The 21,608-nt window shown below is 43.3% G+C and carries 18 protein-coding genes and 1 other RNA gene; 15 read left to right on the plus strand and 4 right to left on the minus strand.

The features are described 5' to 3' along the window. Positions 1 to 197: 197 nt before the first annotated feature. From A5883_RS17085 to A5883_RS17105, 5 genes are all read left to right on the plus strand, one after another. Positions 198 to 998, plus strand: coding sequence for a MurR/RpiR family transcriptional regulator (locus A5883_RS17085; RefSeq protein WP_005232001.1), 801 nt, complete (start codon positions 198 to 200; stop codon positions 996 to 998). A gap of 113 nt (positions 999 to 1,111) precedes the next feature. Then, positions 1,112 to 2,482 carry a glycoside hydrolase family 1 protein gene (locus A5883_RS17090; RefSeq protein WP_086339140.1) on the plus strand — a complete coding sequence of 457 codons (1,371 nt, stop codon included), beginning with the start codon at positions 1,112 to 1,114 and terminating at the stop codon, positions 2,480 to 2,482. Positions 2,483 to 2,487: 5 nt separating this feature from the next. Beyond that, entirely contained in the window at positions 2,488 to 3,777 is a 1,290-nt protein-coding gene (locus tag A5883_RS17095; protein ID WP_008378054.1) for a PTS sugar transporter subunit IIC, read from the plus strand. Positions 3,778 to 3,885: 108 nt separating this feature from the next. Continuing rightward, positions 3,886 to 5,592, plus strand: a complete 1,707-nt coding sequence (locus A5883_RS17100; protein WP_086339141.1) for a glycoside hydrolase family 3 protein — start codon at positions 3,886 to 3,888, stop codon at positions 5,590 to 5,592. A gap of 24 nt (positions 5,593 to 5,616) precedes the next feature. Next, complete coding sequence (locus A5883_RS17105) at positions 5,617 to 8,028, plus strand: glycoside hydrolase family 2 TIM barrel-domain containing protein (protein ID WP_086339142.1); 2,412 nt, start codon at positions 5,617 to 5,619, stop codon at positions 8,026 to 8,028. 125 nt (positions 8,029 to 8,153) lie between these two features. Here A5883_RS17105 and A5883_RS17110 read toward each other — a convergent pair whose 3' ends face one another. Both A5883_RS17110 and A5883_RS17115 read right to left on the minus strand, forming a co-directional pair. Next, positions 8,154 to 9,938 (minus strand): ABC transporter ATP-binding protein, encoded by a 1,785-nt coding sequence (locus tag A5883_RS17110; protein WP_086339143.1) that lies wholly within the window; start codon positions 9,936 to 9,938, stop codon positions 8,154 to 8,156. Beyond that, positions 9,931 to 11,664, minus strand: a complete 1,734-nt coding sequence (locus A5883_RS17115) for an ABC transporter ATP-binding protein (RefSeq protein WP_015509023.1) — start codon at positions 11,662 to 11,664, stop codon at positions 9,931 to 9,933. The genes A5883_RS17110 and A5883_RS17115 overlap by 8 nt, the downstream gene beginning before the upstream one ends. A 106-nt stretch (positions 11,665 to 11,770) precedes the next feature. Here A5883_RS17115 and A5883_RS17120 point away from each other — a divergent pair, with 106 nt between their 5' ends. The 10 genes from A5883_RS17120 (at position 11,771) to A5883_RS17165 (ending at position 20,289) form a co-directional block, all read left to right on the plus strand. Continuing rightward, positions 11,771 to 12,574 (plus strand): MerR family transcriptional regulator, encoded by an 804-nt coding sequence (locus tag A5883_RS17120; protein WP_080583842.1) that lies wholly within the window; start codon positions 11,771 to 11,773, stop codon positions 12,572 to 12,574. Positions 12,575 to 12,787: 213 nt separating this feature from the next. Then, entirely contained in the window at positions 12,788 to 13,423 is a 636-nt protein-coding gene (locus A5883_RS17125) for a YczE/YyaS/YitT family protein (protein ID WP_010748831.1), read from the plus strand. Positions 13,424 to 13,562: 139 nt separating this feature from the next. Continuing rightward, entirely contained in the window at positions 13,563 to 14,930 is a 1,368-nt protein-coding gene (locus tag A5883_RS17130) for an RsmB/NOP family class I SAM-dependent RNA methyltransferase (RefSeq protein ID WP_086339144.1), read from the plus strand. A 68-nt stretch (positions 14,931 to 14,998) separates the two neighbouring features. After that, on the plus strand, positions 14,999 to 15,334 hold the full coding sequence (locus tag A5883_RS17135; RefSeq protein WP_005227636.1) for a hypothetical protein: 336 nt from the start codon (positions 14,999 to 15,001) through the stop codon (positions 15,332 to 15,334). Between the two features lie 131 nt (positions 15,335 to 15,465). Continuing rightward, positions 15,466 to 15,972: a tRNA adenosine(34) deaminase TadA gene (tadA, locus tag A5883_RS17140; protein ID WP_086339145.1), complete on the plus strand. Its 507-nt coding sequence runs from the start codon at positions 15,466 to 15,468 to the stop codon at positions 15,970 to 15,972. A gap of 29 nt (positions 15,973 to 16,001) precedes the next feature. Next, an RNA gene (gene ffs, locus A5883_RS17145) (signal recognition particle sRNA small type) lies at positions 16,002 to 16,088 on the plus strand. A 700-nt stretch (positions 16,089 to 16,788) separates the two neighbouring features. Next, entirely contained in the window at positions 16,789 to 18,171 is a 1,383-nt protein-coding gene (locus A5883_RS17150; protein ID WP_086339146.1) for a bifunctional metallophosphatase/5'-nucleotidase, read from the plus strand. Between the two features lie 90 nt (positions 18,172 to 18,261). After that, positions 18,262 to 18,882 (plus strand): YutD family protein, encoded by a 621-nt coding sequence (locus tag A5883_RS17155; protein ID WP_005227649.1) that lies wholly within the window; start codon positions 18,262 to 18,264, stop codon positions 18,880 to 18,882. 1 nt (position 18,883) lies between these two features. Then, positions 18,884 to 19,654, plus strand: a complete 771-nt coding sequence (locus A5883_RS17160; RefSeq protein WP_010748835.1) for a TIGR01457 family HAD-type hydrolase — start codon at positions 18,884 to 18,886, stop codon at positions 19,652 to 19,654. Continuing rightward, complete coding sequence (locus A5883_RS17165; protein ID WP_086339147.1) at positions 19,651 to 20,289, plus strand: TIGR01906 family membrane protein; 639 nt, start codon at positions 19,651 to 19,653, stop codon at positions 20,287 to 20,289. Before A5883_RS17160 ends, A5883_RS17165 begins: the two co-directional genes overlap by 4 nt. 57 nt (positions 20,290 to 20,346) lie before the next feature. Here the strand turns inward: A5883_RS17165 and A5883_RS17170 are convergent, their stop codons facing one another. Next, positions 20,347 to 20,856, minus strand: coding sequence for a phosphatidylglycerophosphatase A family protein (locus A5883_RS17170; RefSeq protein ID WP_005227653.1), 510 nt, complete (start codon positions 20,854 to 20,856; stop codon positions 20,347 to 20,349). Between the two features lie 108 nt (positions 20,857 to 20,964). Next, complete coding sequence (gene yqeK / locus A5883_RS17175) at positions 20,965 to 21,606, minus strand: bis(5'-nucleosyl)-tetraphosphatase (symmetrical) YqeK (RefSeq protein ID WP_086339148.1); 642 nt, start codon at positions 21,604 to 21,606, stop codon at positions 20,965 to 20,967. Between the last annotated feature and the right edge of the window lie 2 nt (positions 21,607 to 21,608).

Here is a 21,608-nt window from a genome sequence, read left to right on the forward strand (position 1 = left end):
CTCCCATACGGTCTGTTTGATGGATCATCGCTCACGTCTGATTATGGAATATGGATACGGGCAAGGCAAGGGAAAGGTTTTTGGATTCAAATTATCGAAATGGGCGCAGAGTATAAGGAGAATTTCACCAATTCAACTTTGCTTTCCCTAGCTTTCATTGTATATTTAGGTGAAAGCGTATTTAGGAGGTAGCACGAATGGAAAATAAAGGAACCTCAGTCAGAAGTCTTTTGTTGCGCTATTTAAATAATCAGAAAAAACAAGACAATAATTACTTTATTGCACAGGCGATTCTAAGAAGTTTTTCGAAAATCCCTAAGATGACCATTTATGAACTCGCAGAAGAATGCTTTGTGTCGACTGCAGCGATTTCGCGATTCATTCGAATTTTGGCTTTTTCATCTTATACGGAATTCAAACAAGCGGTTGAAAAAGAGATCGATATCGTCAGCGATTATTCCAAAAAAGTGATCCAGCCCGTGGAACAAAGGGAGGAATTTCTGGACGAATTCACCTCAAATCTTTTGATCAATTTGAGGTACGCCAAAGAACATCTCTCGATTTCAGAACTTGAAACAGTGGTCTCTGCGATCCATGAAACAGAAAACGTTGCTGTGTTTGGCTTAGAATTTGCTGCTTTTATGGGACAGCATTTGCAAAGCAAATTAGCAAGCATGGATAAAATTATTCGGATTGGTTTTACAGTGGAAGAGCAATTAAAAATTGTGGAAGAAAGCTCGCCAGATAGCTTGGTTTTGATTTTTTCGATGGAGGGTGGTTTCTTTTACTTTAGTGAAAAAGTGATTGCAGCCTTGAAGAAAAAGGGAATCAAAATTATCGTCTTTACGTTTAAGCATTCTCCAATCATTGAGCGAAGTGCAGACCAAATTATCCTCTGTGGAGAGATCAACGAAAACACCGAAGGACGGATTGCTATTCTATATATGATGGAGTTACTGATTTATATGTATATGAAAAAGTTCTATTTGCCTCAATAGTTTCATATTTTGAAACAAGACCTTTGGATTTGAAACCAGAGGTCTTGTTTTGTTGTCGTTAGAATTAATTCTGAATGGTATCGTTTTCTTATAAGGGAAAGGTGGAAGGAACAATGGTCAAAAAAGATTTTTATTGGGGGGCATCAACCTCAGCATTTCAAGTAGAAGGAGGCTTTGGTGAAGGTGGAAAAGGGATTGCAACAACAGATGTGCGTCACGTACCGGAGGGAATTGCAGATTCGAAGATCGCGTCCGATCACTATCATCATCTAAGCGAAGACATTGAATTAATGGCAGACTTAGGGATCGATCTCTATCGTTTTTCGTTCAATTGGACACGTGTCATGGGTGATGGTGATCAGCCGAATCAAGAAGGCATCGATTTTTATAATCGTTTGATTGATGGGTGTCTTGAAAAAGGAATCACACCTTTTCCTACCCTCTATCATTTTGAAATGCCGCAAGCATTAGTAACCAAATTTGGCGGATGGAAATCAAGAAAATGTATTGATTATTTTGTTGCTTATGCAAAAGTTTGCTTTCAGCATTTCGGTGATCGCGTCAAGCTGTGGGGAACGATCAACGAGCAATTGATCGTCACAGCAGCTTCTGATTTAAATGGCAATCACGAAACGGATGCAGATGAAAAAATGAAGCAGATGTATCAAATGAGTTACAATATGTCGCTAGCTGAGAAAAAGACAATTCAAGTTTTTCGAAAAATCGTAAGAGATGGTCAAATTGGTCCCGTGTGCTCTATGCAAGTTGTTTATCCTGAAACACCTTCGCCAAGGAACATCTTAGCAGCTAAGAACGCCGAAGACTTTTTACAAAATTGTTTTCTCGACATGTCAGTATTCGGCGAGTACCCGAAAAGCTACTGCAATTATTTGAATGAAAAAGGTTGGTATCCAGAAACGGAACCAGCTGATCGAGAAATTTTGAAGAAGAATAAACCAGATCTTATAGGGATAAACTATTACTGTAGTACCTGTATTCGTGCCGTTGAACCGGGAGAAGATACAAGCAAACTACCACCATTTTATCGAAATGAGCGATTTACGTTAGGGAACAATCCTTATTTAACGAAGACGAAATGGATGGAATTTGGTATTGACCCTGAAGGATTATATATAGGTATGCGGTCGATTTATGAAAAATACCATTTACCAATGATGGTAACTGAAAACGGTTTAGCGTATTCTGATAGTATTGAAGACGGGCAAATTCACGATGTCTATCGTATTGATTACTTGGAACAGCATATTAAGCAATGTGAGCGTTTTACAGAGGAAGGATATCCTTTATTGGGTTATAGTCCTTGGTCACTACTTGATTTGGTTAGTTCACACCAAGGGTTTAAAAAGCGATATGGTTTGATTTTTGTTGATCGCACAGATGAAGATCCGAAAGAATGTCGACGAATTCCCAAAGACAGTTACTATTGGTACCAAAATAAAATAAAAAACACTAAAAAGGGGTAAGAAAAATGAATGCATTTATCCACTTTATGGAAAAAAGATTTATTCCCGTTGCGAATAAAATTTCTTCGAATCGCTATTTAAAAAGTGTGAGTACAGGTTCGATGTCATTACTAGGCGTTATTATGTTAGGTGCCATCTTTACAGTTATTTCTAGTTTAAGCTGGGAACCGTATCAAAACTTTCTATCAGTGACCAACATTGGAACAGTGATGAATTATATTCCAGCTTACACAATTGATTTATTAGGTTTGTATATGGCATTTAGTATTGCCTACTGTGGAGCAGGAATATTCGGGATCAAAGAACAAGCTTTGGGGACGGGGTTCATCTCATTGGTATGTTTCCTGTTATTAACGCCACTCACTGAAAATCCCGAAGCAAGAGCTTCATTTTTAAGTACCAATTATTTAGGCGCGCGCGGGGTCTTCGTGGCAATTTTCGTTTCACTGATCACGATTCAACTGATGAAATTGTTTGTGGAAAAAAATATTACGATCAAAATGCCTGATGGGGTGCCAGAAATGGTGACCAAGTCATTTACTTCTTTAATTCCAGCAGTTGTGATTGCGTCACTTTTTGGAATTGTTAAATTTGGCTTTAGTGTAACTAGTTATAATTCGGCGACAGATTTTGTTTATACATTGCTTCAAGAACCATTGCAGCGATTGACGGGTTCCTTAACTGCCTTTTTGATTCTTATTTTGATCTCGAATCTCTTATGGTTTTTCGGGATCCATGGTTCAATGACCGTATTGCCGATTCTCATGCCAATTTTCTTGGGTTATCTTGCAGACAATAGTGCTGCTGTGGCGGCGGGAGAAGCAGTCCCTCATGCCATTAATTTTGGGTTATACGATTTGGCATGTTTAGGGGGCAGCGGTGCAACGATTGGTTTAGTGACTGACATGTTTTTATTTTCCAAGAGTAAGCGCTACAAATCATTTTCAAAAATCGTATTTCCAAGCGGTCTTTTTGGTGTAAATGAACCAGTTGTCTTTGGAATGCCGGTAATGTTGAATGTGATGCTTTTGATTCCGTTCTTATTGACGCCATTAGTGATCACTTCTCTTGGGTACGCATTGATTTCCATGGGAATCATTACCGCACCGATTGGCATCCTAGGGGCGGGCTCGTTACCTCCGCTGATCCACGGCATCGTTCAAGGGAGCCTCTCTTTTGGTATCTATCAACTATTTGCAGTTGCTATTTCTATGGCTATCTATTACCCGTTCTTTAAAACCTTAGATAATCAAGCAGTTCAAGAAGAACGTTTAGCACAAGAACAAGCTGGATAAGAAACTCGCACAGGATTTACAGTTAACCATAATAACAACAAACGAGCGCAAGAGTGAAGTGATTCTTGCGCTCGTCGTCTGTGAAACTATCGATTGGAGGACAACTCAGTGAGAGAGACAAGAGAAACACTTTTCAAATTTACAGAGACAAGGAAAAAACAAATTCAGAAGATCGTAGAAAACATGTCAGTTATGGAAAAAATTGGTCAGCTTTTTTTCGTGATTGGACAATCAGGTTCTTTAAAGGAATTGACGGCTTTTATTAAGAAATACCAACCGGGAGGAATGATGTATCGCCCCGACAATGCTGAAAAATTGAAGGATCAGCTAAGAGCAGTCCAAGATGCTAGCACAATACCGTTATTTCTTTCAGCAAATTTAGAGTCAGGTGGGAATGGTATTCTTACGGAAGGGACATGGGTCGGTAATCCTATGCAGATCGCCGCTACAGATTGCACCGAAAATGCCTATTACTTAGGAAAAATTGCTGGGCTGGAAGCGGCTCGAATTGGTATTAATATGGCTTTTTCACCGATTGTCGATATTGATTATAACTTCAAGAACCCAATCACGAATACTCGCACATTTGGATGTGATCAAAAACGAATTATTCGCATGGCTCAAGCGCAGATAGACGGTTTTTCTGAGAGTAACATCATTCCAGTGATCAAGCATTTTCCTGGGGATGGTGTTGATGAAAGGGATCAACATTTACTGAGTTCGATCAATTCACTCTCCGCGAATGAGTGGATGGAATCGTATGGGACTATTTATCGCCAGTTTATTGAAAAAAACGTCAGCTGTATCATGGTGGGACACATTTATCAGCCTGCGTGGGAGCGAAAACTTTCACCAACGATCAGAGAAACCGAATTGATGCCTGCTTCTTGCTCGAAACTTCTAGTTAACGGGTTACTAAGAGATACACTGGGCTTCAATGGTTTGGCTATCACTGATGCAACACCAATGGTCGGTTACACGACGATCATGCCTCATAGAGAGCGACTCGTTGCTTCAATCAATGCAGGAATCGATATGTTGCTTTTTAATAAAAATATTGATGAAGATTATGAAGTAATCACATCTGCTGTAAAAGAGGGAAACATTCGTATGGAACGTTTGGATGAAGCAGTCGCACGAATTTTAGCAGTCAAAATGTACCATGGTTTATTGACTGAAGTAAGGGAAGAGACAGTCAATAGTACTCCTAAAAGTGTCATCGATCGTACTGAATATCAGTGGGTAACGAAAAAAATTGCTGATGAGTCGATTACATTGGTCAAAGACAGAGAAAAACACTTACCACTCACCCCACAACGATACCCTCGAATCCGTCTCGTTATTTTGGGTGATTCTGACGACGGTGGATTTAAAGAGGGAGGACGAGTGGGTCCGCTTTTTAAAGCTGGATTAGAAGCTGCTGGATTTGAAGTCAACCTTTTCGATAATCAACAATTGGATTTCCAAGAGGTTTTCGAAGCAGGGGTTGAGGATCTTAGAAATAAATTTGATTTGGCATTGTATGTTGCTAATGTTGAGACCGCCAGCAATCAGACAACAGTTCGTTTGGATTGGAATCATTTGATGGCCGCAAATGCTCCCTGGTATGAAAAGGATCTCCCTACCATTTTTGTTTCTACTGCCAATCCCTATCACTTATTTGACATCCCTTATGTTTCAACTTTTATCAATGCGTATACAGGAAATCCAGAAACAGTGGAGGCTGTAATCCAGAAATTGCTAGGGAAAGAACCGTTTAAAGGTAAGAGCCCGATCGATCCATTTTGTGGGGACTTTTTAGCTAGAGCAAAATAACTTTTATAAGAAGGAGGAGAAAAAATGAGACAAAATCGATTACTGAATGATGGCTGGCAATTTCACTTAGGTGAGATAGAAGAGCCAATGAAAACAGTCAGAAAAGCCGCAGCTATCGGTGGCTTGGCAGCTCCGCTTGAAAATGAAGCGGGGGATACTGTTTTGATAGGTGCTGGTGGAGAACATTTTCTACGGCTGATTGCTCAAGGTGATCGTGAAAAAGGCTTGAGAATGTTGGCGAACACTGCTTTGGGAAGTGAACTTGACGAAGATTGGGTATCTGTTGATCTCCCTCATGATTGGAAAAATGAACTTCCGTATGTTAATGATCCCGATTTACTGATGAGTGGATCAAAGCCAGATGGCATTGCCTATTACCGTAAGACTTTTGCGTTAACTCTAGATGAAGTGAACGAAAAGCAAGTGACTCTCCACTTTATGGGCGTCATGCGTATGGCATCTGTCTGGTTTAATGGTGTATTTCTAGGTGATCATTACAGTGGATACTCTGATTTTTCTTTTGATGTCTCTGAACTGATACGCATCGGCTCAGAGGGAGTGAATGTGGTGTTGATCAAAGTGGATACGACGAAAGGCGCGGAAGGCTGGTGGTATGAGGGAGCAGGTATATATAAGGATGTATATTTAGAAATAAAGCCAAAGCTTCAGATCGTGGCAGAAGCATCGTTTATCGAAACAACTGAAATAAACCAGCAGGAAGCGCTCCTTAAAATCACCGTTGGTCTTGCTAACCATCATTTTGAGAAAAAACAAAAGATAACGATCAAAAGTCAGGTGGCTGATCAACAAAATATCCATGAGTGTAACGTGGATCCTTTGGCGACAACAGAATGGAGTTATTGTCAAAAAATCTGCGCGCCTCAGCTATGGTCTCTCGAGAATCCACATCTATACCAAGCTACTTTTCAACTATTTGATGGCGAGAACCAAATCGATGACTATCAGCTTTTTTTTGGTATTAGGACAGTCGCATATACTACGAAAGGTTTTCTGCTTAATGGGGAACGTAAAGAATTAAGAGGGGTCTGTGAGCATCAAGATTTTGGTGGTCTAGGTGTCGCATTACCAAAAGATATTTTACGGTATAAGCTGTTGAAAATGAAAGAAATGGGGGTAAACGCCTATCGCAGTGCACATCACTTTGCTTCTAAAGACCTCCTTGAATTATGTGATGAGTTAGGTATCATCGTTATGAACGAGAACCGCATCTTGGAATCTAGTGAGTGGCGGACAAATGAGCTGGCAAAAATGGTGAAGCAAACACGTAATCATCCTTCTCTTTGTTTTTGGTCCCTTTGTAATGAAGAGGTGATTGGTCATACGCCGCTTGCTTACCGAATGGCACAAAAATTAGCAGCTGTGATCCGAACCCATACTTCGCAAAGTCTTATTGTTTCAGCGGAATTACTTAATCCTGCTGGTCAGGTGGATGCTTCTTATATGCGTATTTTTGATGTGAACGGGGTCAATTATCCTGAGTCTGCTGTAAATGGGACAGGTTTAGTTGCTGTAAAGGAAAAGTATCCGCTATTTTCATATCTTAGTACGGAAAGTGCTTCTTACTTTTCGACAAGAGGGGTCTATCAAGATAACAGCGAAAAATGTCATACTTCAAACTTTGGTTCTCTTTATTCTATGGTCTTACCTGGGAAACGAAAGCCTGAAGAGCCAGGAACCGGTGGTACGGCTAAACCGAAAGAAGTACTGCGTTACTTAGAAGAACATGCCTATATGGGAGGTGTCTTCTTGTGGACATTTATGGATTACTACGGTGAGCCAGCACCGTTTCGCTGGCCTGGGATCAGTTCTCAATTTGGAATTACAGATACGGTCGGATTTGAAAAGGATTCTTTTTATTATTATCAATCAAGGTGGACTGAAACACCAATGGTTCATGTGTTTCCTCACTGGAACAAAGAAGGGTTAACAATTGACCAAGGGGTTACGGAGGTGAGGATTTTTTCTAATTGTCATACTGTTGAGTTGTTTCTGAACGGGAAGAGTTTTGGAAAGAAAAAAAATGATAAAGATGGCCTATCTTGGCGTATTCCTTATGAACCAGGTTGTTTAAAAGCCATTGGTGTCAAAGAGGAACAAACAATTGAAGCAACTCGAAAAACAAGTGGTCCGACTGATTCTGTCACAGTTAAAGAACGATTCTGTGGAGCGGACTACTCTCTATTTGAGATCCAAGGAATCGATTCAGAAGGGATCGAGGTGCCAACTGCAGACGAACTTGTAGCGGTTTTGGTAAAAAATGGCACAATCCTCGGACTTGCTAATGGCGATCCCGCAGATCTAGACGGGTATAATTGCCAAGAGAAAAAACTTTTTTCAGGAAAATTAATGGCAATCATAAAAAAAGAACCAGGAAAAGTACCACTTATCCAAGCAGCACTAAAAAAAGTTGAGTAAAAGAGAAACAATTGAAGGTAATAGTAGTTAGCTTTGGTGCTCACAGATTTTAACGGAAAAAGAAAAAAGCCGAACCACAACCTCGACAGTTTATAAAGTCATTGGTTGGTGGTTCGGCTTTTTCATCAAGCTGTTGCAAACTGGCTGTTATATAGTTGGGCGTAAAGGGAATCTTGTGCCAATAATTCTATATGGGAGCCTTTTTCGACGACGGAGCCGTCTTTCATCACTAAGATCAAGTCAGCGTTTTTGATGGTAGAAAGACGATGGGCGATGATAAAGCTGGTTCGTCCTTGGGTCAAACGATCCATCGCCGTTTGGATCATTTGTTCCGTCCGCGTGTCGACACTGGAGGTGGCTTCATCAAGGATCAGAATCGTTGGGTCTGCTAAAATCGCCCGAGCGATCGTCAATAATTGTTGTTGTCCTTGTGACAGTTCGCTTTCGGAACCAATGACGGTATCGTAACCGTTGGGCAGGGTCCGCACGAAGTGGTCGCATTGGGCGGCTTTGGCGGCAACCAAGATGTCTTCTCGAGTGGCATCGGGATTGCCATAAGCGATATTTTCAGCGATGGTTCCTTGGAATAGCCACGTATCTTGCAGCACCATACCGAATTTTTTCCGTACTGCTGGTGCCGAAAAGGACATCATGTCTTGATCGTCCAGCAAGATCTTCCCACCATTTAATGGATAAAAGCGCATCAAAAGATTGATCATGGTGGTTTTTCCAGCACCTGTTGGTCCAACGATCGCGACCGTTTGTTTTGGTTTGACGGAAAATTCGACGTTTTCCATCAAGAGTTTTTCCTTGCTGTAGCCAAAGGAGACGTGTTGAAAATCGATTTTTCCTTTGATAGTTTGTGGAACTGGCAGTTGTTGGGTCGCAGTTTCTTCTTCAGGATAATCAAGGATCTCAAAAATTCGTTCGAGAGATGCTAAGGCACTTTGCAAGGTGTTCATAATATAAGAGGCTTGCGTGATCGGTTCAGACACTTGGTTGATGTATTGCAGATAGGCTTGTACGAGACCAATGGATAATTGCCCTTGCAACACCATTAGACCACCAACGACGGCGCTTAAGATAAAGCCGATTTGATTGATAAAGCGCACGAATGGATTGATAGCTGCACTGACGAACTGTGCTTTCCGAAAGGCTTTAAATTGGGCTTCACTCAATTCCGCCATTTCCGCTTCAACGGCAACTTGTTGGTTGTAGGATTTGATCAGCGGATTTGCGGTATAAAACTCTTCCGCACGACTGCTGACTGCACCTAATGTTTCTTGGTTTTTGGTAAAGTAGCTCAAGTTTTTTCGTGCGAGAACGGTAGTCACAAAAGCACTCAAAAGCAAAATCAGGACCACGCCGATCGTCAGTAATGGGCTGAGATAAAGCATGGCGATCAAGCCGAAGGTAATGCTGATGGTTGCGGTGATCAGCTGCATCAAACCGACTTGTAAGACCTCGGATACTTTATCTAAATCGAGAATCACTCGGCTTAAAATATCGCCAGTATGATGTTTGTCGTAAAAACTGATAGGCAGGCGATTGAATTTGTCACTGATTTGTTTGCGTAAAGTCAAGGTCAGGGTTTCACTGACACTGGCCATTGTATACTCTTGCAGCAAGGAAAAGAGACTGATCAAAAGCCACGTTCCCGCTAAAAGGACGACTGGACCTAAAATACTTTGCCAAAAATCATTGATCTGCCAGCCTTCTTGTTGAAACAAGGCAATCAGATTATCCAGTCCACGCCCCAAGATCAAAGGGGCGATGGACATTAGTAAGGAAAAGAACAAGGCGGAAGCGATAATCAGTAGAAAGCGGGCTTTTTGTTCCATCAGCAAACGCAGCAAGCGTCGGCTTGTATGTTTCATGTTTTTTGGGGTATCCATTGTTTGTTTACTCATCCTTCATTCCTCCCATTCCTTGAGATGAGGCAAACTCTTGATAAGTTTGGCAATTGCGTAATAATTCTTCGTGGGTTCCTTTACCGACCATTTTGCCGTTATCCAAGACAATGATTTGATCGGCATTTTTGACGGTCGATACCCGCTGAGCCACGATAATGACGGCGGCATCTTTCGTGTATTCTTTCAATGCACGCCGCAAGTTGGCGTCTGTTTGATAATCCAAAGCAGAAAAACTGTCGTCAAAGAAGTAGATTTCTGCTGGCTTTGTCAGCGCTCGGGCAATACTCAGTCGTTGCTTTTGACCGCCAGAGAAATTGCTGCCTTTTTGAGCAACCGGACTTTCATAACCTTCAGGTAAGCCTTCAATAAATGACTTGGCTTGAGCAACTTCAGCGGCTTTTGCCATCGCCTCATGGGTTGCTGGACGATTGCCGAAACGCAAGGTTTCTTGAATCGTGCCGCTAAGCAAGAGCGCTTTTTGCGGGACATAACTAATTTGGTCCCGTAATTCGGCTTGTGAGATCTCTTTGATGTTGCGGCCAAAAAGCGTGATCGAACCAGCAGTCACATCTTTGAAACGCAACAGCGCTTTGGCGATGGTGCTTTTTCCAGAGCCAGTTCCGCCAACGATCGCTGTCGTTTTGCCTCGGTGGATCTCAAAGCTGATATCTTCTAAGACAGGTTCTTCGGCGCCTTCATACGTAAACTGCACGTGATTGAAAGCTGCGATCGTTTCTGACACGGCAGTCTTGTTTAAGGTTTGGTCACCGTCGATCAAATCAATTGGTTCTTCCAAAACTTCTGTGATCCGTTGCAAGGAAGTCAAGCCTTTAGGCACCATCACGATCACCATCGCTGCCATAGTCAAAAACCAGAGACTCAGGATCGTGTATTCGATGATGGCAGTAATACTACCAATAGCAAGGTGGCCCTGCAGACTTTGATAGCCGCCGTAGACAAGGATAGTCGAAATCGAGAGTCCCATTACTAAATTGACGGTCGGATTCAAGACAGCAAAGAGGCGATTGACTTGGATCATGGTTTTCGCATATTCCGTCAGTGTTTGATCTGTCCGTTCTTTTTCGTAAGCAGCTTTGTCGAATGCTCGAATCACCCGAGCGCCAGTAAAGGTTTCTCGTAAGATCCGCATCATTTTATCGACTAGTTTTTGCGTGATTTGTGATAATGGGATCGCTTTGCGAATCACTCCATAAGCGATCATTGAAAAACATAGGATCGCTACGATTGGGACCCAAATCATCCGTAAAGAGACGGTGCCGGTTAGAAAAATTGAAGCAGCGACGATCATTGGGGCTGGTAAAATCATTTGCAGCGCCATCATCAAAATTTGTTGGATGTTGTTGATGTCGCTGGTGGTACGTGCCAGCAAAGTGGGCGTACCATAGCCATCAACAGCGGATACAGAGAGTTCTTGTGTTTTTTTGAAAAGGCGCATCCGCAAAAAATGCCCGAATTTTCCTGAAAGGTGGGCAGATAAATAACTACCGCCTACAGAGACGATCACGGTGCCGATGGCAATGGCAAACATCCACCAGCCATTGTGCCAAATGGCTGTCGTGTCGACTTTCAAGATCCCTTCGTCAATGATTTTTGCCAAAAAATACGGCAACAGGAGTGTGCCGAAGGATTGGACCAGCATCAAAAGAAATAAACTGAAAAAGAAGCGTCGTTCTTCTTTATAAAATAACTGTAATTGTTTCATGATTTCCCTCCAAAAATGTCGTTCTATGGTAGAATAAACTGTAACGTTACGTTACAGTCAAGCAAGGAGTGAAATTTTTTTGAAAAAACAATTGACCATCAGTGAGATGTCCGCTTATGCTGGCGTGAGTCGGCGCACATTGATTTATTACGATCAGATCGATTTATTCAAACCGCAATCGATTGGTGAAAACGGCTATCGCTACTACGGCTTTGAACAATGCCTTGAGTTAGACGTGATTTTGCTCTTGCGTTCTTTAGACATGCCCTTGCAAGACATTCGACAATTTTTGAAAAACCGCAACCCTGAATACACGCAAAAGGAACTTGTGGAACGGCGAGGAGAAGTTCGTGCCAAAATCGCTGCGCTGCAAGAATTGGAACGAACCTTCGATCGCTACATCCAGCGCTATGAAAAAGTACAGAAAGCCGATTTTGAGACCTTTACGATAGCGCACCACGAAGCAGAGGCGTTTATCGTTTCCGAAGAGATCGCTGGCGATGATCCGGAATCTGCTTATCAAGTGTACGCCCGTTTTTATCCGCTAGTGGATTATAAAGATGCCTTCAGTGGCTACCCCATCGGCTTTTTAAGTGCTGGAACGACATTAGAGGATCAGACCTTTCACGCATCGCCTTATCGGGCACTGATCTTGATTCCACAAGATCGGCTGCATCTCTATCCTGAAAAGCTGATCATCACGCGTCCTACTGGCACGTATGTGTCTGGTTTTGTCAGTGAGGGAGAGGAGCAAATTGCTGCTTTTACCCATCGCATCCAAGCCTTCCTAAAAGAGAATCAGTTAAAGATCGATGGCGATGTTTGGGAATTGTTATGGCAAGATGAAGTCTTTACCGCCCAAAAAGAATTGCAGATATTTGAAGTGATGGTTCCAGTGAAGCCCGAGTAATGGACGAGGCACGCATATCTGTAGGAACCGAAAATCAAGATACGCAATGGCAATGGTTGTTGCGGGCTTTTCAATGGAAGCAAAATAGAAGCAAAGGAGATGGACGAAGCCAGATCGTATCCCTACAAAGAGCCCTGTGAAGCGTTGAAATTCCCATTTTCCTTTTTTCTCGTTATACTTGAAAGAACAGATGAGAAAAAAGGGGAAATTTTAATGAAAAAAGAAACAGGATTACGCTCGCTTTATGCGTTGATTGGTGTCGCCATTTTAGGATTCGGGGCGGCATTGCTGCGGGTCGGCGGAGTGGGACTAGACCCATACACTGCAGCCAATATCGGTGTCGGCGAGCTGCTAGGGTTATCCCTTGGGGTCTATCAATTGATGATCAATATCGCTGTCCTAGTATTGATTTTTATCTTTGGCCGTCGCCATATCGGTATCGGGACGGTCATCAATATGGTGCTGACAGGATTTTTCATCGACTTTTATACCAACGTTTTTGATTGGTTATCCGTCGGTCCAAATAACTGGTGGCAGCAAGGCTTGTTCTTGTTGATCGGGATTATCTTCTTTACCTTCGGTGCGTCGTTTTATATGTCAGCGAATTTGGGCAGCGCCCCCTATGACGCGATCGCCCCAACCATCGTCGATCAGACGAAAGCCAACTATCGAGTGGTGCGGGTGATTCAAGACGTTGCCTTTGCCTTGATTGGCCTCTTCACAGGCGGGCCTATTGGGATCGGAACCTTCATCAGTGCCTTTTTAGTGGGCCCACTGATCAAATTCTGGGACAACCGTGTCTCTCAGCCATTCATCGAAAGCAGTGTCAAAAAAGCGATTTTTAAATAAAAAAGATCTGCAGCAAAGAGAAGTCGAAGCGATTTAGTCGCCCACTTCACTCAGCTGCAGTTTTTTTGCCATTTGATCAAGGAATTCTTGCATAATTGCTTCTCAGTCGCTAGAATAAAAAAGCCGAGGAGGGGTAAGTATGCAATTACCAACACCATTTATTGAAAAATACCAACGGTTGTTAGGAGAAGAAGCACCAGCTTTTTTTACCGCTTTGACCGATAATCAGCCAGTCAAAGGCTTTCGCTTGAATGTTGCTAAGCCGCACGCACAAGCGATGCTGGCAAAATATGGACCCGCCGCTGTACCCGCCCCCTATGCAGAAGCTGCTTATATTGGCGAAGTCAAAGGCCGTTCGCTGCTCCATCAAGCTGGCTATGTCTACAGCCAAGAACCTAGTGCGATGATCGTAGCAACGATCGCAGCCGCTCAACCAGGGGAGCGGGTCTTAGATTTATGTGCGGCACCAGGGGGCAAAACAACGCAGCTGGCAAGCCAATTACAAGGGAAAGGGCTGCTTGTAGCAAATGAGATTTTCCCCAAGCGTGCCAAAATCCTATCAGAAAATGTGGAGCGTTGGGGCTTTCCGAATGTAGTCGTCACCAATCAGGCTCCACAAGAATTGAGCCGCCATTTTCCTCAGTTTTTTGACAAGATCGTAGTGGACGCCCCATGTTCTGGTGAAGGGATGTTTCGTAAAGATCCCGTCGCCTTAGAAGAATGGCAAGCAGAAACACCTGATCACTGTGCGATCAGGCAAAAAGACATTTTGGCACAAGCCGTTACGATGCTAAAACCGGGGGGCCAGCTGATCTATTCCACCTGTACCTTTGCCCCAGAAGAAAACGAAGCGATGATGGCTTGGTTAATGGAGGAGTATCCCTTCACGATTGAAGCGATCGACTTGGACAATGTATCTCATGGGCGCAGGGAGTGGGGAGCTGCACCTGGGATTGAGAAAACCATCCGCTTATGGCCGCATTTAAACCAAGGAGAAGGTCATTTCGCTGCGAAATTGACCTCGCTAGCAGAAGCAGCGCCAGTGAAAAAGAAGAAAAAAGGCAAAGGAGCGACAGCCAAGAGTCCATTGGATGCAGCGACTCAAAAGTTGTGGCAAGCCTTTCGCAAGGAGTTTCCTTTTTTACAGGCACTGAATGCGACGCCTCAGCTGCTAGGAGAAAACCTCTGGCTCGTTCCTGAAGAAATGCCTTCTTTAAAAGGGATCAAGTTTATGCGCCCAGGTTTGCACGTCGGCGTCGTTAAGAAGAATCGGATCGAGCCAAGTTATGCGTTGGCATTGGCGATCCATGCAGAAGAAGGGGCACCGATAGTGCCGATCACTTTGCCGCAATGGCAGCATTATGTGGCGGGTGAAACCTTGAGCGTGCCAGGAAATGCTGGGTGGGTGATTTTGACAGTCGATGAGATCCCAGTCGGTTTTGGAAAACAAGTCCAAGGAACCGTGAAAAACTTCTTTCCTAAAGGATTAAGATTCAAAGCGATTTAAACGAAATAGTGTTTTTATTTCAGTCCTCGTGCTATGATGGAAGTAGCAAAATAAGGGAGCTGATCGATATGAAAACATCATCAAAAGTAACGATTGGATTAAGCATTGCAGCGATCGCTGGGATCACTACTGCCGTCGTTGTATCAGACAAAGTATTCAATAAAGTACGCTTCGCTTGCAACCGACACAAAGTAAAGAAATTTGTCGATGACAAATTCAACGGCAATGAAAAATTGCTGGATGTCGTAGACGGCTTATCTGACAATGAATTGGATTCGTTGTTAGGTGTGATGAAAAAAGTCAATGAGGGCCGCAACAAAATCTCTGTTTACGGAGACAATATCAAAGATTCGACAGAACATGTCAAAGACAAGTTGACGAGCTTTGTTGATTCCGTCTTTTAAGCCAATCATGCCATTTGAAACTCGCAGGGACATCGGTCTTTGCGAGTTTTTCTCGTCTTTCTAAGCGTTTTTCGTTATACTAACAAGGAAATGCACGAAATGGTGCGAGGTAGAGGAGTGAAAGTGAAGTCGTGGAAAAAACAAGTACCTTGACTGCCGAGGAAAAAGCGTTCTTTATGGAAGAAGCAATCAAAGAAGCCCGAAAAGCAGAAGGGTTGGCAGAAGTACCGATCGGTGCTGTCGTCGTCTTGGATGGTAAAATCATTGGTCGTGGACACAATCTACGAGAAACGCAGCAGCAAGCCGCAGCGCATGCGGAGATGTTTGCGATCGAAGAAGCCTGTCGCACTGTCGGAAGTTGGCGCTTAGAACAAACGCAGCTGTTTGTGACCTTGGAACCATGCCCGATGTGTAGCGGGGCGATGTTATTGGCACGGGTGGAAGAAGTGTATTTTGGTGCATACGATCCCAAAGGCGGCACTGCTGGTACATTGATGAATTTATTGGAAGATGAGCGCTTCAACCATTGGTCCTATGTGGAAGGCGGCATTTTAGAAGAAGCATGCGGCCAGCTGCTAACAGATTTTTTCCGAGCATTACGAGAAAAGAAAAAACAAAAAAAGGCTGGCAATCTCTAACGAAATACGTTATACTAAGTTTTGCCGAAAGGCTAGGACAATGGAGGTCTTGTGAAGCGTGTCAGATCCGGAAGGAAGCAGCACTAAGCAGGATTCTCCATGTGTCTGATTGAAAAACTGCCTGCTATTGAAGAAAGCAGTAGTACTAATTGAATCGATGATCATTCAAACCTGAGACAGACTGTCTTAGGTTTTTTTATTTTTGAAATTCTTTGTGACACCAAGGACTGTTCTAATTGTATTCTGCTTTAAATCTAGGCAATCGATAGCAGCGCTCAGAGGGCTAAGTTGTATTTTTGATACAAAGGCTTTATTCCTGTTTAGAACCTTACTCTGATAACTTTTGCGTTGGCGATTTTTATACTCTCAAAAAATCAGTAATGGTACGTATCATAGTGGTGGATGATGATAGAGAATATCTGTTTTTGTGCTCTCAAAGAATCAGTAGTTCTGACGAACTGAAACATGGATTACCTGCTCTCGATATTCGTTAGAATATTCGTTTCAAGAACTCTTTATTTTCGCTTCAACGAATTGCCGCCGCCGTGTTATCGATAGAACTTTCCAAAAATAACCAGAAAAAATCACTTTCCTTTTTACAGTCAGAAAAGTGATTTTTTCTTTTGAACAACTGTCACTGCAGCTGGTTGTTTTTTACAAAAAGTCACCATTCTTTTCCAAGCATTCCAATGGTTTCCCAGAGATTTTATGCTATGCTTATTTTGTAGAGACTTCCGTCGTCTTTCTACTGGCAACCCTTGATGCCAAAAGAAATGGATAGTGATTTCAGGCGACGTATTTGAAAAGAGGCGCACAATGGAAAAAATTACGATTATCCATACCAACGATCTGCATTCCCACCTAGAACATTGGCCGAAGATGCGGCGTTATTTGGATCAAAGAAAACGAGAAGCGGATACGACCGAAGAGACAGTGATCGCAGTCGACTTAGGCGACTTTGTCGATCGCTGGCATCCTTTGACAGAAGCAACTGACGGCAAGGCAAATGTCGATTTGATGAATCAAGGGCATTACGATGCGGTGACGATTGGGAACAATGAAGGGGTCGGCAATCCTAAAGAGGTCTTGCAGCATTTATATGACCAAGCAGAATTTCCTGTCATTTTAGGCAATTTATTTGATAAACAGGATTTACGTCCGCCAAAGTGGGCACAAGAATACAAAATCATGGAAAGCAATCAAGGAGCTAAAATCGGTCTGATCGCTTTTACAGCACCGTTTCCGCTGACATATGCCCCAAACGGCTGGGACATTCGCGAACCCTTGGAGATTTTGCCTTCATTGGTGCAGCATTTGCGCCCCGAGGTCGATCTGCTGATCTTGATGAGCCATCTAGGCATCAATGCTGACCGTCAGATTGCGAGGGACTTTCCAGAACTAGATGTTATATTAGGTTCCCACACGCACCATTTGTTTGAAAAGGGCGAAGTCATCAATGGCGTTCAAATTGGGGCAGCTGGCAAGTTTGGTTTTAACATTGGCGAAGTCGAAGTGGTCTTAGATGGTCACCACCGCCCGATCAAGCATCGCGCCCGTGTGATTCCGACGGATTCGTTGGTGGCTTTTCCGCAAGATGAGGAAGAGATCGCCGAATATCTATCGATCGGCCATCGCTTGCTGCGGGCAAATCAGGTGGCAGAAATTCCAGCAGCGTTTACGAGGGATTGGCAAAGTGAACATTCCTTGGTTCGGGAGGCGCTTTTGGCATTATGTGCCAAAGGACAGACAGATGCCGCCATCTTAAATACGGGGCTATTCTTAGATGATTTGCCACAAGGACGGGTTGATCAAGATCAATTGCACACGATTTTGCCCCATCCGATGCATTTGATTCGGGTGACGCTGCAAGGCGCGGATGTCATTCGATTGGTCTTAGAGATGGAAAAAAATCGCAACTTTTTGCGCAATTTCCCAATTATGGGAATGGGTTTTCGAGGGAAGATTTTTGGCGAACTGGTTTATGAAGGCATCCGCTTTGATGAAAAAAACCACCAAGTATTGTGGAAACAAGAGCCCGTCGATCCTGCTCAAAGCTACACGTTGACCCTTGTGGATCACTACTTGTTTATTCCGTTTTTCCCGACGATCGAGATTGCTGGAACCGTTGAGTTTCTTTTTCCAGACTTTATTCGCACAGTGGTCGGTGATTACCTGAGTCAGAAATACCCCATCCAGTAGTTCGTCACTCCTCCAGCTGGATTTTGCGAGAAAACCGCGACTATCATTGGGGAATAAAACAAGGTATAATAAACAACAGGTGGTGAAAAAATGACCGAAAAACAAACGATCACAGATGAAATGACATCTGTACTAGAAGAAATTATTGAAGAACCAGCGAAACAACCGCAAAAAGGCGAGTTGGTGACTTTGTTAAATGATGAAGAATTAATGATTGGCAATCGACAATACAAATTGGTCATGGATTATCGTGAAGGCTTCAATCCAGAAAAACTTGGCGAGCGTTACAGTGAAGTGTTGGCACGTTATGATTATATCGTAGGCGATTGGGGTTATGAACAGTTGCGTTTGAAAGGCTTTTTTGAAAAAGATAACCGCAAAGCATTACCCGATCAGCGTATCGACATGCTGGAAGACTATTTGTATGAGTATTGCAACTTCGGTTGTGCCTATTTCGTGATCCAACGAGTTGGCGGCAAGAAAGAAAAAAGTACCTCCCGCCGACGCAAGAAAAAGCCAACCCAAAACAATCAAAATCAAAACGCACAACAAAACGCCCATATAGAAGAAAAGCGTGACACAGTACCGCAGAAAAAAAGCAAACCAACGATCAAAAATCGTAAACCAAAAGAAAAGAACGTCAAAAAAACCGAAACAACCACGGTGAAAAAAGGCAAAAAAGAGTTTACGATTCGACAAAGGGAAGAATAAGATGAAATATAAAGGCTATTTGATTGATTTAGACGGCACGATTTATTTAGGAAAAGCGCCGATCCCTGCTGGGAAACGTTTCGTAGAGTCCTTACAAGAAAAAGGACTGCCCTATTTATTTGTGACCAATAATACGACCCGCAGTCCTGAAGTCGTGGCGCAGCGATTAGCGGATGAATTTTCGATCCATGTGGCACCAGAAACGATCTATACCGCAAGCTTGGCGACAATCGATTTTATGAAAGACCATGGCAAAGGCCGCAAAGTATTTGTGATCGGCGAAGCGGGGTTGATCGATTTGATTTTAGCTGCTGGGTTTGAGTGGGAGGAAACCAACCCAGATTATGTCGTGGTTGGCTTAGACAACCACGTGACGTATGAAAAATTTGTTCTAGCAACGTTAGCGATCCAAAAAGGAGCAACCTTTATCGGGACCAATCCCGACAAAAATATCCCAACGGAAAGAGGTTTATTACCTGGTGCAGGTTCACTGATCGCAATGGTGGAGACTGCCACCCAAACGCAACCGATCTTTATTGGCAAACCAGAAGCCATCATTATGGAAAAAGCGGTGGCACACATCGGCTTATCAAAAGAAGAGGTCTTGATGGTGGGGGACAATTACGAAACCGATATTCGCTCGGGGATCCAAAACGGGATCGATTCTTTGCTCGTATTATCTGGCTTTACCCCGAAAGCGGCAGTTCCGACATTACCAGTAGCACCAACCTATGTGGTGGATTCTTTAGATGAGTGGGATTTTGAACAATGAAAAAACAAGTGTGGCTTGAACGCTTAGGATTTGTCTGCTTGTTTTTGTTTTTGGTCAGTCTAGCGATCACCCTAACGATCAATTTTCGACCGTTATATTGGTTTGATGTCGATCACTTGAATCTGCTGGATTATACCTCGCTAACAAGAGAAGAGTTGTTGAAGAACTATGGCTTATTGTTAGATTTTCTAAACAATCCCTTTGCAAGTACGCTCGCCTTGCCAGATTTTCCAATGTCTGAAGCTGGCGCTGGGCATTTTTACGATGTGAAACAGTTGTTTCTATTAAATTATGCCGTCATGATCGTCACTTTGCTGCCCAGTATCTGGTTCGTCAATCGGTTACGGCGAAAACAACAGCAATGGCGCTTGATTCGTCCCTTTCAATGGGGAATGATTTTGCCGCTGATTTTCGGGTTTTTGATGGCTGTCGGCTTTGACCGCTTTTTCGTTACGTTCCATGAGATTTTCTTCAGTAACGACGATTGGCTCTTTAATCCAGCCACCGATCCGATCATCAACGTGCTGCCAGAAACGTTTTTCATGCATTGCTTTATTCTCTTTTTCGTCTTGATTGAAGTCTTCTTTTTTGCCTTCTATTGGTGGGGCAAACGAGGCTTGAAAAAAACAGCGTAATGAAAAAAAGACCAACGATCCCCTTCCTTTGAGGGAGGCGAATCGTCGGTCTTTTTTTTATTGCGTAATGTAATGAGATTTACTTGGGTGTTGATGGGCTAAGCGACTTGCGGCAGAAGCTGCGATGGCACCTACGATATCATCTAAAAAGGTGTGAACGCGGGGACCGTCGTGCTTGTTCAGTTCTTTCAAAATACCCGGTTTGACTTTATCAATGTATCCGTAGTTAGTAAAGCCGATCGAGCCGTACACGTTGACGATGGATAGAGCGAGGATCTCATCGATCCCATAAAGCCCTTCGTCTTCTTTAACGATTTCTTGCAGTGGATGCAGCAGTTGATTTTCTTCTGCCAAAATATCTAACTGGACACCCGTTAAAATCGTATTGTGGACTTCCCGCTTGCTTAAGACAGCGTTGACGCTTTCGATACACATCTCCAAGGTGATGCCTTCAATGTAATCTTTTTGCAAGAACATCACCAGTTCACCGATGTCTTGCAGCGAGACACCGCGGTCGGCCAACAATTCTCTTGCTTTGTCTTCAAGTGTTTTGCTTTCTAATACCATATAGTTCCCCTCCATGTAAAAATAGTTTATTCAAAAGTCAACATGCGACTGATGGATTGCGATCATAAGTAGTGGCCTATTCCAGTTGCAGGCCATGCCGTTTGGTTTTTAATCCCTTCTGACATCCACTGAAACACAGGTGTTGGCTAGTTCTGCTTTGGCTGCCACTGCCCAAGGATGGGGGACCACCAAGTCACCAGCAAAAAGCCAGTCCATATAATACCCAGCGGCGGCTTCCAAGGAATCATCGAGGCGGTCTAATAAGCCGGTTAAGAAAGGCGCTTGATCTTTGCGATCCCATTTGATTTTGTCGGCTAAAAAAACAACTAGATCGAGACGACGATAATGGGCCTTTAAGGTGGTATGACAGCTGATGGCGGACAGAATGTCTGGATCAGACACCTGAAAAACCGTTTTTGCCAACAAAGCGGATTGCTGCTGATGCAGCAAAAAAGGTGCTTGCCGCTCCGCATCTAAGATCGGTTCGCCTACCGCTATCTGCAAGGCGATTCGCTGGTCATGAGGGATGACGACGCTGACATCGTGCAGCAGTCCTGCCAAGTAAGCTTTCTCCGCATTGACTTGAAACCGTTCTGCCAATCGTTTGGCTTCTTGGGCAACGGCTAGATTGTGGACTGCCGTTTCGGCATGATCGAAGGCTTCCAGATACTGAACCATTTGCTCAGTGAGGGTCTCTCCCTGCAAAGGGAGGGTATAGGCGGCAAGTTGACGTTGACCAGCTTGTTTCATCT

This window comes from Enterococcus sp. 5B3_DIV0040, from assembly GCF_002140755.1.
GTDB classification, from domain to species: domain Bacteria; phylum Bacillota; class Bacilli; order Lactobacillales; family Enterococcaceae; genus Enterococcus_D; species Enterococcus_D casseliflavus.